Genomic DNA, 11,195 nt, shown 5'->3' with positions numbered 1-11,195 from the left:
GGCGGCCCAGCAAGAGTGGGAGGGACAGCCGTGACTATCGAACCGGACTTTCTCGACGAACTCGGCCGGTTCACCGCCGCACTGAACCGCCAAACGACCTCGATTCGGCAGGGCGACCAGCAGTCCCCCCGGGTCGGCGAGGGGCTCACATTTAGCGATTACCGTCGCTACTCGCCGGGGGACGACACGCGACGGATCGACTGGAAGCTGTTCGCCCGCACAGAGGAGTACTTCATCAAGCAGTACGAGGAAGAGCGGAGCCTGACCGTCAACCTGCTCGTCGACACGAGCGCGTCGATGGACTACGGCGACGCGTCGAGTCACAAATTCGAGTACGCCGCCAAGCTCGGGCTCGGCTTCGCATACCTCACCGCGGAGGAGAACAACGACTTCCAGTTCTGTACGTTCCGCGACCGGGTGAACCGGATCGATACGGGCCAGTCGAACCGCGGCGAACTCCTCTCGCTCATCGACCAGTTGAACGAGATGACGCCCGACGGGACAGCCGACTTCGAATCCGCGTTGGAGAGCTACGCCGAGCGCATTCGGTCGCGCTCGCTCGTCGTCGTGTTCAGCGACTGCCTGACCGAGCCGGAGGCACTCGAATCCGGTATCGCCGCGCTTGCACGCAACGACGCCGACGTGTTGCTGGTCCGCGTGGTCGCCCCGGCGGAACGGGACCCCGGCGTCGTCGGTGACGTGCTGTTCGCCAACCCCGAGAGCGACGAGACGCGACGGTCGTATTTCAGCGGCTCACTGGCCGAGACGTACCAGTCGCGACTCGACGCCCATGTCGACTCGGTTTCCAATCGCGTTACAGCACTAGGCGCGGACCACGTACTGGTCGATACTGGCGAAGACTACTTCGACTCGTTTGCGAGCATCTGGTTGCAGTAGCCAGACGGCGACAGGGTCGGTTTACTCTGCGAGGATGTGTGCCGGCAGGTCATCGCGGATGATCGTATCGCAGTACTCACAGCGGACACCGTCGTCGCTGACGGCAAAGCGCGAGTCGACGGGTTCGTTCTCGGTCGTGATGCAGTTGTGGTTCGGGCATTCGAGGACGCCCTCGACGACCGACGGGCGCTCGACGCGGCCTTTTTCCACGACCTCGTAGTCGCGAATGATGTTGATCGTCGCTGCGGGGGCGATGAGCGAGAGCACGTCGACCTCGTCCTGAGAGAGTTCGCGGCCCTCGACTTTGACGACATCTTTGTGCCCCAGACGGTCGGATGGCATATTCATCGCGACGGAGACGGAGTCGCCGCTGGTGCCGTCAATGCCGAGAATTGCCAGGACGTTCAACGCCTGGCCGCCCGCAATGTGGTCGATGACGGTGCCGTTCTGGATCTTCGAGACGCGGAGTTGCTGGTCGTTGTCGCTCATTGGTCGCCTCCGAGAATCAGGTCGAGCAGGGCCATCCGTACCGGGACGCCGTTGTGGGCCTGCTGGAAGTACTGTGCGTGGGTGGTTTCGTCGACATCGTGGGCGATCTCGTCGACGCGCGGGAGCGGGTGCATCACGGTCAGGTCGTCCTTGGCCGCGTCCAGCGTGTCGGCGTCGATCTGGTACTGGCCGGCGACTTCGCGGTACTCGCTCTCGTCGGGGAACCGCTCGGCCTGGATGCGTGTCACGTAGAGCACGTCCAGATCGGGGAGAATCTCGTCGAGGTCGGTGTGCTCGCGGATGCCCGCACCGGCCTCGTGGAGGTCGTACCGGACCGAGCGCGGGAGCTGGAGCGATTCGGGGCTGATGAAGTGCTGCCTGGCGTCGACGGTCGTGAGTGCGTGGGCCAGCGAGTGGACGGTTCGTCCGTACTTCAGGTCGCCCATGATGCCGATAGTCAAGTCGTCGAAGCCGGCGTTCTCACGGATCGTGTAGAGGTCGAGCAGCGTCTGTGTCGGGTGCTGACCGGCCCCGTCGCCGGCGTTGACGAGCGGCACGTCGACGAACTCGCTCGCCATCTTCGCAGAGCCCTCCATTGGGTGCCGGAGCACGAGCGCGTCGGTGTACCCCTCGACGACGCGGACAGTGTCGGCCAGTGACTCGCCTTTTTTCACGCTGGAGGACTCGACGGAGCCCATGTCGACGATGTCGCCGCCGAGGCGTTTCATCGCCGTTGTGAAGCTCATCTTCGTCCGGGTGCTCGGCTCGAAAAAGAGGAGGCCAAGCAGCGTGTCGCTGTGCCGGTCCGCGAACGCTCCCGGGTCAGCCGCGATGTCAGCCGCGTGGTCGAGCACCGTCTCGATGTCGCCCCGCGAGAGTTGTTTCGCGCTGATGATGTGGTCGTGCCGCATTTCACTCGATACCGCGCTCCGGACGCTCTTGAATCCCCCGACACGGGAATTGAACGGTCACGTACATCGTCAGGTTCGGCTTCGAGAGCATCGGTACTGGGTTCGAAAGCGAGGCCAGAGGGCGCGTAGCGGCCAAAATATCAGGACGAGGCGACTCGTCAGGGGTTGCTCTGCCAGACATCGACGCGGGGCTCGGTGTACGCCTTGCCGACGATGTCTGGGATGCCGTCACCGTCAAGGTCGACGACCTTCGCCTCGTGGGTGGGGATGCCGGTGTTCAGTTCTTTCTGCTCGAAATTCCCCGCGCCGTCGTTGTGGAACACGAGCTGTCGCGGTTCGTGTCCGTCCTCTAAACCCATTTCTGCGACGAAGATATCGGGATTACCGTCACCGTCGAAGTCCGCCACGTCGAGGCTGTGCGGGTTCGAAAGGTCGTCGTGCAGCAGGGTCAGGTCCCACTCGGGTGGGTCGAACACGCCCAGCCTGGCCGGGCGGTCGTCGAGATACGGTTCGTCACCCTCGACGAGGATTATCTCTAGGTCGCCGTCGCCGTCAACGTCCTTGATAGCGACGCGAGTACACTGCCAGTCCTCGGCGATTGGCTCCCGGTCCCACCCGTCGGCCGTCCGGTGGAAGACGTTGGGGCCGGCGACGATTTCGACCGCACCGTCCCCGTCAATGTCCTCGACAGCGACACCCTCAACATCGAGGTCCTCGGCGACGACGTGTCGGTTGGCCACCGGCCACGGTTCTCGCGTCGGGTCCGCAGGAATATCGTAGTAGAACACTGTCTTTGACTCCTGGGACAGCCCAACGACCTCGTTCTGTCCATCGCCGTCCACGTCCGCCACAGCGGTGTCGTGATATTTCTCGAAATCGTCGGTGATGAGCCGGCGCGTCCACTGCTTCCGCGGGTTGTCCGGTATCTCGAACCACCACAGTTTGTGCTGGTGGATGTTCTGGCCGGCCACCATGTCCGGTCGGCTGTTCCCCGTGATGTCGCCGAGCGAGCCACCGACAGAGAGTTCCGGTGCGCTGGCGACGTCGTGGCGCTCCCAGCCGGGGTTTTCGTACCAGAACACGTTCGTCTGAAGCCAGCGGGCCAGCGGCCCCATGCCGAACACGGACAGCAAGTCGACCGACTTATCGACCAGCGGGAACTGGACCTCGTGCTCGTCGCCGAGCGCCCCGACGATGACGTCCGGTCGACCATTTCCCGTGAGGTCGGTTGTGAGACAGAAGCTCATCGTGCTCGCCGGCGGCGAGGCTTCGATGCGCTCGTGATGTAGGTTCATGTCCCAGCCGTTCGGGTGTATCGCTATTGTTATGGCCGGGCTAACACCGACCGACAGCGGTCACAGTCTCGAACTTTGCCCGGCAACGGAACCCAGCGTGTAAGAGTAGGCAACAGCCAACCGACGTAAGTCAGACCTTCCGGCCCAGTTTTGCGGTCACTGTTTGTGATTCATAGTACGAGGATTCAAAACCGATAGGCAGTCCACCCTCACTATGCTCGCAATCGCTGGCGGCAAGGGTGGCTGTGGCAAAACGACCATCGCCCTCGGGCTCGGCCAGGCACTGGGAACGCCCACCCGGCGGTCGCTAGTCGTGGACACCGACCGCGACATGCCGAACCTCCACCGTCGCGCTGGCGTCGCTCCGACACCCGGAATCGCTGATATCACAGCCTCGGCTGAGCCGACCGCAGTTGCCCAGCCCGCCACGACCGTCGAGAACGTCGACGTACTTCCCTGTCAGACCGCACCCGGAGCCGCTATCGACAATGCTATCGGCAGTCTGTCCCGGTGTGATGGCCCTGTAGTACTCGACTGTCCAGCCGGCGCTGGCCCGGACGCCGCGCGGCCGCTACGGGCGGCTGACAGGACAGTGCTCGTGAGCGCACCAACCCGCCAGAGCCTCACCGACACAGCCAAAACCGCGGCGATTGCCCGTGCGCTTGACGCACCGCCTGCCCTCACAGTCCTCGTCGGCAGTGACGGGTCCGTAGACCCATCGCCACTGCTGTCCTGCCCAGAGACAGTACACGTTCCGTCGGTGTCGAAGCCGCTGGAATCGGACCGGGCGGCGGCAAAATACGTCGAGATAGCGAACGTTCTCGCCAAGCGGAATACTTAATCTCGTGGGAAAATAAGTCCTCAGTGGTATGGCCAACCGGTTGCGAACGGGGATCGACGTCCTCGACAGAAAGCTCGATGGTGGCATCCCTGCCGGGAGTATCGTCGTGCTCTCTGCCCAGCCGGCTAGCCAGGCGGAGCTGTTCCTCTACGAACTCACCGCCACACGCGGGACCCTGTGGCTGTCGCTTGACCGGACCGCCGAGTCGGTCATCGCGAGCATCGAGCAGACGCCGGCCAACACCGGCGACCCAACGGTGCGACACATCTCCGGCGAAGCGCCCCTCGACAACGCTGGTAAGCTCGTCTCGGCGCTGCCAGAGACCTCGAACCTCATCGTCGACCCGCTCGACGTGCTGGAAGCTCAGGAGCCACACTCGCGCTTTCGCGCGTTCATGAACGACTTGCAGAACCATATCGTCAACACCGGGAGCCTCGCTATCGTCCACTGTCTCGATGGCCGTGACGTGCCACCGCTCCGGGATACGACCGAGCACTTCGCTGACGTGGTGTTCCAGCTTAACACCACAACGAACGGTGACGAGGTCGAAAACCGCCTCGCGATTCCGAAGTTCCGCGGCGGGCGCGCTCCCACGGATATCATCAAGCTCAATCTCGTCGAAGAGGTCAGCATCGATACGAGCCGCGACATCGCCTGATTCTATTCGCCGCCGGGCTGTGGCTCTCTGTCCGTCGAGCCGAACTCAGTTCCGACGAGTATCAACAAGAATAGTCCGAGACCAACACTGATGCCCGCTGCAAGTCCGGTTCCGGTGCTTCCAGTCAACACGACCGTTCCGACGCCGAAGGCGATTCCCGGTGGGAGCGCGAGCAGTAACGGGTACACCAGCGACACTCGCATGGGTAGTGATGACGTGTTGTGCGTATAACCGTTCGCCCGTATGGGTCGTCAGAAAATGGCAGTCGCTATCGCTCGGAACTGGAAAACCGCTCGCCGGCACTCGTCAGTGCAGAGCCACTCGGCGTGCTCGCGGCGCAGTTACTCTTCGGCGCCTTCGATCTCTTCGACGATCTCTTCGGCGTCAACGTCGGCATCTTCCAGCGCATCTTCGATGTCAGCGCCGCCGGCACCGCCCATGCCGCCCATCATGCCGGGCATACCCATGCCGCCGCCACCGATCTCTTCCTGCACGATGATGCGGTCAATATCGAGTAGCTGCGTGAGCTGCTGGGCGATCTGCTGCTTGCCCATCATCCACTGCTGGTTCATCGTCAGCTGCGGCGTCGCCTCGATGTAGAGCGTCTCTTTCTCGACTTCGACGGTTTCGTACTCGGGCTCGGACTCTTCGTCTTCGTCCTCGTCGTCCTCGCTTTCGACGAGCTGTTCTTCCTCGACGGTGTCAGTCTCGAACCACACGTCGAGCTCCATGTCGAGCATCATCTGGATGATGCCCTGTGCCTTCTCCTCGCGGTCCGTGACCTCTTCGAGGACTTCATAGTCGTACTCGACGTCTTCACCGGCCAGCGGGTGGTTGAAGTCCACTCGCGCGCGGCCGCCGATGATGGTCTCGACGTGGCCGTGTTCACCCTCGAGGTCAACGTGGGCACCTGGGTAGCGGTCGTCTTCAGGGATCTTGTCCTTCGAAACCGTCCGGACCTCTTCCTCGTCGTACTCGCCGAAGGCGTCAGCGGCCGCGACGGTCACGTCACCCTCGTCGCCGACTTCCTTGCCGTAGATGTCCTGCTCGACATCCGGGAAAATGTGGTTCTCGCCCAGCACGATGGTTCGCGGGCCGAACTCCTGCTGTTCGGTATCGATACCGTCGTCTTCAGCGACTTCTTCGTCGGTCGTGTCGACAAGCTGGCCGCCGTCGACGGTGCGGGCGGTGTAGGCGAGCTTGACGACATCGCCTTTCTGGAGTCCCTCAGCCTGTTCTTCTTCGTCTGCGGTCTCCTCGTCTACGTCAGTCTCAGACTCGTTGCTCATACCCTGTTCGTCAGTCGTGGCACTCTTAAGGACAACGTTTCCCGGTCAGCAGCGGTCGAGGAACTTCGGAAGTGGTCGGCTAGTACTCGCTTTCGGCCAGCAGTCGGTCGAACTTCTCTCGGTCGATGTTCCGCCCCGAAATGGGGAGAACGACCGTCTCGCCCCGTAATTCGTCACCAGCCTGAATTGCTGCGGCGACAGCCGTCGCGCAGGCACCCTCCATGACGATGCGGTCCGTCTCGAACAGGCGCGCCACGGCATCGGTAATGGCGTCTTCGGACACGAGCCGGAAATCGGCGAGTCCCGCCTGCAGGATTTCGGTCGGGAGCGCGAACGGAACCCGGGTTGCGACACCCTCGGCGATAGTGTCGACGCTGTCGAGGGCGTCCAGCGTCTCGTCCTGCCAAGCGCGGTACACCGCGGGCGCGCCCGCAGCCTGCACGCCGACGACATCGGCGTCGGTCATCGCCCCGAGCGTGACGCAGTACCCGGCCGCGGCGGTGCCGCCGCCGACGGGACAGAACACGCGGTCAACGTCGGGTCGTTCGTCGAGGATTTCGAGGCCTGCTGTGCCGACGCCAGCGAGCAGCTTCGGTTCGTTGCCCGAGTGAACGTAGCGTGCCGCACGCTGGGTCGCCAAGTCCTCGATGTGTTCGCGGGCCTCGTCGTAGTCCTCGCCGTACTGGATGACCTCTGCCCCGAGTTGCTCCAGCGCGTCGACCTTTCCCGCGTTGGCTTCTTCGGGGACACCGATAGTGACTGGCACGTCGAACTCACGGCCGGCCCAGGCAATAGACTGGCCGTGGTTTCCCGTGCTCGCGGCGAGCAGTCCGGCATCGTGGAACTCCTCGTCGAGGGACGCGACGAGGTTCACGCCGCCGCGGACTTTGAACGCGCCGGTCGGGAGCGTGTCCTCGCGCTTGAGCAGAACATCCGCGTTGAGAGCTTCGGAGAGGGCTTCGCTGCGGACAAGGGGCGTCTCTGGGAGGTGCTGTCGGATGCGTTGCCGGGCGCGCGCGACCGTTGGAACTGTCGGCGGCGTCAGGTCGTGGTACGGAAAGAGGGTCGTCTCGTCCGGGGAGTCGATCGGTTCGTAGCGACCGGCCATACTACTACCCGGGAGAGCGGACACAGTAAAGGGCGCGGTCGACGGGAGTGTTTTTCAGCGGCCCGGCCCAGCCACACAGTATGTACGAAGTCGAGGTGAAAGTGCCAGCGGATATCGAGGCTGTCGCGGAGAGACTAGACGAACTCGGGGCCGAACAGGTCGACACGGTGATCCAGACAGACACGTACTACGACGCCCCCCATCGGGATTTCGCCGAGACAGACGAGGCGTTCCGGGTCCGCCGTGAAACCAGAAAGGGGGAAACGAACGCGAAAGTCACATACAAAGGGCCGCTGCTCGAAGCAGAATCGAAAAGCCGTGAGGAGTTCGAAACGGGCGTCGAGGACGGCGACGACATCGACGCTATCGTCCAGCACCTCGGCTTCGAGCCCGCGGCGACCGTCCGGAAGAACCGCCGGGTCTACGAGGTCCGGGAGTACGATGTCACCCTCGACGCTGTCGACGACGTCGGCGAGTTTGTCGAAGTCGAACGAGAGACCGACGGCGACATCGAACCCGTTCGAGAGGGGGCCTACGAGGTGCTTCAGGACCTCGGTCTGAACCCCAACGACCAGCAGCGGACCTCCTATCTCGGCATGCTACTTAGCGATGCGAACGAGTAATCATTCCGCTATTATCTGTTCCCGTAAGTTATAGAACCCGGCCAGACGAAGTCGAGGCAATGACCGAGCGGAACATCCACGTCCAACCTGCGAGCGGGCTCGCCGTCGAAGATCAGGATATCGAAGTCGTAGAGCGCAAGGGTATCGGCCATCCGGACTCTATCTGTGACGGCATCGCGGAGACAGTGTCGCGTGCGCTGGCACAGACGTACATCGACCGGTTCGGCACAGTCTTGCACTACAACACCGACGAGACACAGCTCGTCGCCGGCACTGCCGCCCCGGCGTACGGCGGCGGCGAAGTGCTTGAGCCGATCTACATTCTGGTCGTCGGTCGAGCGACGAAGAAGTTCGACGGCGAACGCATCCCAGCCGAAAGTATTGCCCTCCGGGCCGCACGCGACTACCTCGACGAGCAGTTCCCCCACCTCGACCTCGGCTCCGACGTCATCGTTGACGTTCAGTTCGGTGAAGGGTCAGGTGACCTCCAGACCGTGTTCGGCGAGGAAGCAGCAATTCCGATGGCGAACGATACCAGCTACGGCGTCGGCCACGCCCCGCTAACGGAAACCGAACAGATCGTCCGCAACACCGAGCAGAAATTGACCGGCGAGTACGCCGAGTCCAACCCAGTCGTCGGCCAAGACGTGAAGGTGATGGGCAAGCGCGAGGGAGACCACATCGACGTGACGGTGGCCGTTGCGATGGTTGACGAACACGTTCCGGACCTCGGCGCGTACAAAACCGCTGTTTCGGATGTCCAATCGTTCGTCACCGACCTCGCCGAGGAGTACACCGACCGGGACGTGACGGTCCACGTCAACACGGCCGACGACTACGACGCCGAATCCATCTATCTCACCACCACGGGAACCAGCGCCGAGCAGGGCGATGACGGCTCTGTCGGGCGCGGGAACCGCGCGAATGGCCTCATCACGCCGAACCGCCCGATGAGCATGGAAGCGACATCGGGGAAGAACCCCGTCAACCACATCGGGAAGATATACAATCTCCTCTCGACAGCTATCGCACAGTCCGTCGCAAATGAGGTCGATGGCATCCGGCAGGTCCAGATGCGCCTGCTCTCACAGATCGGGTCACCGATCGACGAGCCCCACGTCGCCGACGCGACGGTCGTCACCGAAGACGGCGTCGCGGTCGGCGACGTCGAAGCGGACATCCAGGCCACAATCGACGACGAACTGGCCGACGTGACCGACATCACGCGGCAGGTCATTGAGGGCGATCTCTCGACGTTCTAAGACACCGAGGCGACACCCCTTTACTCACCGATAGTCAACTCGCGGGTATGCATCCGCCAGACGCCGACAGCGTGCTCGTTCGCCACGGAGAACTCGGCGTCAAGAGCGACCAAGTCCGTCGAAAGATGGAGGGGCAACTGGCGGACAACCTCCGCGCAATGTTCGACGCGCGCGGCTTGTCAGGAGACATCGAACAGCGCCGGAACCGGCTGTTCGTCCACACTTCCCAGCCCGAGGGCGTGACCGCGGCCGCGGCCGACACGTTCGGCGTCACCTCCGCCTCGGCGGTCACGACCGTCGAACCGACGCTGTCTGCAATCGAAGCGGCACTGGCCGCAACCACGCGAGAACAGTACGATGGTGGCGCTTTCGCTGTCAACGCTCGCCGGGCGGGGCCGGCGGACGCACATCCCTTTTCGAGTACAGACATCGAATCCGACGGCGGGACCGCCGTCTGGGAGGCAATCGATGAACTGGGTGGCGATCCCGCTGTCGACCTCGACGACCCCGATTTCGAACTGTTCGTCGAGTGTCGCGCCGACGAGGCCTACGTCTTCTGTGAGAAACGTTCGGGACCCGGTGGCCTCCCGCTCGGGACCCAGCGACCCGTCGTCGCCCTCGTCAGCGGCGGCATCGACTCGCCTGTCGCTGCCTGGAAAGTGATGAAACGCGGCGCACCCGTGCTCCCCGTCTACGTTGACCTCGGTGACTACGGTGGCCCCGATCACCGGGCGCGAGCCGTTTCGACCGTCGAAACGCTCGCCACGTACGCACCCGGACACGACCTGTCGCTGTCCGTAATCGACGCCGGTGACATCGTCACCGACCTCTCTCAAAACCTCGGGTCCCTCCGAATGCTCGTTCTCCGCCGGTTCATGCTCGCAGCCGCCGAAGCTATCGCGAACGAGTGTGACGCCGTCGGCATCGTCACCGGCGAAGCAATCGGGCAGAAGTCCAGCCAGACGAGCGCGAACATTGCCGTCACCGATGCCGCAACTACGCTTCCAGTACACCGACCGAACCTCACCGTTGATAAGTCCAAGATTACCAATCACGCACGGTCTATCGGGACCTTCGAGGACTCGACAATCGACACCGGTTGCAACCGCGTCGCGCCATCACATCCGGAAACTAATGCCTCGCTCGAAGCAATTCGGGCGGCCGAGCCCGACGACCTGTTCGAGCGCGCCGAAGCCTGTGCCCGGGACCGCACTGTCGTCCCCATCGAAAGCTAAATTTCCGGGGCGGGCCAGGGTTGAGCCATGACGCAGGTCTGTCTCGTCGGGAGCGAGGACGTGAATCTCCGGTACGAACTCCTCTCTCGCGAGACCGCTCGGAACGCACTCGCCACCTACGACCTGCAGGAACCGTTCGAGAACACCGTCGCCGTCGACACCGTGAGCCTCGGCGCAGCTGTGGCGCTCCTGAACGATCTGAACTGGTATCTCGTCCGCTTTGCTGACGCCGCGTTCGTCCGTGACCCTTCGATCAGCGAGACGGAATGGCTCTCCCGGAACCTCGCCGCAGCGATCCGGGACGACGACGTTGCTCCCGAGGATACCGGTCGCTTTCTCAAGGTGTACGGTATCGTCGAGTCGGACGTACCCGACGAATCTACTGACGAAGCCTCGTCTGAAGGTGAACCGGAGCCAACGCCCGACACACAGGCGATGGAGACCGAGCGCCCACCCGAGCTTGTCGAGCCGATGCTCCTGACACGGACTGGAGACACGATTCCCGAGTACGACCTTCGAGACGTGGACGACACGCTCACCGTCAGGGTGACCGAATCGGAGTTCGGGGCCTGACTCAATCACGCCGC

13 protein-coding genes are annotated in these 11,195 nt (G+C 63.2%); 7 read left to right on the top strand and 6 right to left on the bottom strand.

The annotated features are described in order from the left end of the window. The first annotated feature begins 30 nt into the window (after positions 1 to 30). Positions 31 to 897: a DUF58 domain-containing protein gene (locus tag AV059_RS14070; protein ID WP_058995355.1), complete on the top strand. Its 867-nt coding sequence runs from the start codon at positions 31 to 33 to the stop codon at positions 895 to 897. Between the two features lie 21 nt (positions 898 to 918). Here AV059_RS14070 and pyrI read toward each other — a convergent pair whose 3' ends face one another. The 3 genes from pyrI to AV059_RS14055 all read right to left on the bottom strand — a co-directional run bounded on the left by pyrI (position 919) and on the right by AV059_RS14055 (position 3,592). Beyond that, the gene (pyrI, locus tag AV059_RS14065; RefSeq protein WP_058995353.1) at positions 919 to 1,386 is read right to left on the bottom strand and encodes an aspartate carbamoyltransferase regulatory subunit; all 468 of its coding nucleotides are present in this window, start codon (positions 1,384 to 1,386) and stop codon (positions 919 to 921) included. Beyond that, entirely contained in the window at positions 1,383 to 2,297 is a 915-nt protein-coding gene (pyrB, locus tag AV059_RS14060) for an aspartate carbamoyltransferase (RefSeq protein ID WP_058995351.1), read from the bottom strand. The genes pyrI and pyrB overlap by 4 nt, the downstream gene beginning before the upstream one ends. Before the next feature lie 158 nt (positions 2,298 to 2,455). Continuing rightward, positions 2,456 to 3,592 (bottom strand): VCBS repeat-containing protein, encoded by a 1,137-nt coding sequence (locus AV059_RS14055; protein ID WP_228841814.1) that lies wholly within the window; start codon positions 3,590 to 3,592, stop codon positions 2,456 to 2,458. A 214-nt stretch (positions 3,593 to 3,806) separates the two neighbouring features. Between AV059_RS14055 and AV059_RS14050 the strand changes: the two genes are divergently transcribed. Further along, a complete protein-coding gene (locus AV059_RS14050; RefSeq protein ID WP_058995346.1) occupies positions 3,807 to 4,433 on the top strand; it encodes a CDP-4-dehydro-6-deoxy-D-gulose 4-reductase in 627 nt (208 codons plus the stop codon). A gap of 28 nt (positions 4,434 to 4,461) precedes the next feature. Further along, positions 4,462 to 5,091, top strand: a complete 630-nt coding sequence (locus AV059_RS14045; RefSeq protein WP_004960685.1) for a hypothetical protein — start codon at positions 4,462 to 4,464, stop codon at positions 5,089 to 5,091. A 2-nt stretch (positions 5,092 to 5,093) separates the two neighbouring features. Here AV059_RS14045 and AV059_RS14040 read toward each other — a convergent pair whose 3' ends face one another. The 3 genes from AV059_RS14040 to AV059_RS14030 form a co-directional block, all read right to left on the bottom strand. Next, positions 5,094 to 5,294 carry a hypothetical protein gene (locus AV059_RS14040; protein WP_058995345.1) on the bottom strand — a complete coding sequence of 67 codons (201 nt, stop codon included), beginning with the start codon at positions 5,292 to 5,294 and terminating at the stop codon, positions 5,094 to 5,096. Between the two features lie 138 nt (positions 5,295 to 5,432). After that, complete coding sequence (locus tag AV059_RS14035) at positions 5,433 to 6,380, bottom strand: peptidylprolyl isomerase (protein ID WP_058995343.1); 948 nt, start codon at positions 6,378 to 6,380, stop codon at positions 5,433 to 5,435. A gap of 79 nt (positions 6,381 to 6,459) precedes the next feature. Next, entirely contained in the window at positions 6,460 to 7,488 is a 1,029-nt protein-coding gene (locus tag AV059_RS14030; protein WP_058995341.1) for a threonine/serine dehydratase, read from the bottom strand. A gap of 80 nt (positions 7,489 to 7,568) precedes the next feature. On the opposite strand from AV059_RS14030, the gene cyaB reads away from it, so the two are divergent. The 4 genes from cyaB to AV059_RS14010 are packed head-to-tail and all read left to right on the top strand — an operon-like array spanning position 7,569 to position 11,181. Beyond that, positions 7,569 to 8,111, top strand: coding sequence for a class IV adenylate cyclase (cyaB, locus tag AV059_RS14025; protein WP_058995339.1), 543 nt, complete (start codon positions 7,569 to 7,571; stop codon positions 8,109 to 8,111). 59 nt (positions 8,112 to 8,170) lie between these two features. Then, complete coding sequence (locus AV059_RS14020) at positions 8,171 to 9,373, top strand: methionine adenosyltransferase (protein WP_058995336.1); 1,203 nt, start codon at positions 8,171 to 8,173, stop codon at positions 9,371 to 9,373. Between the two features lie 47 nt (positions 9,374 to 9,420). Further along, positions 9,421 to 10,608 (top strand): tRNA sulfurtransferase, encoded by a 1,188-nt coding sequence (locus AV059_RS14015; RefSeq protein ID WP_058995334.1) that lies wholly within the window; start codon positions 9,421 to 9,423, stop codon positions 10,606 to 10,608. A gap of 27 nt (positions 10,609 to 10,635) precedes the next feature. Further along, positions 10,636 to 11,181: a DUF5804 family protein gene (locus AV059_RS14010; protein ID WP_058995333.1), complete on the top strand. Its 546-nt coding sequence runs from the start codon at positions 10,636 to 10,638 to the stop codon at positions 11,179 to 11,181. Positions 11,182 to 11,195 lie beyond the last annotated feature (14 nt).

The sequence above is a fragment of the Haloarcula sp. CBA1127 genome, from assembly GCF_001485575.1.
In the GTDB taxonomy this organism is placed as follows: Archaea; Halobacteriota; Halobacteria; order Halobacteriales; family Haloarculaceae; genus Haloarcula.
The sequence above is the reverse complement of the archived record's forward strand: the minus strand, read 5'-3'. Positions and strand labels throughout refer to the sequence as shown.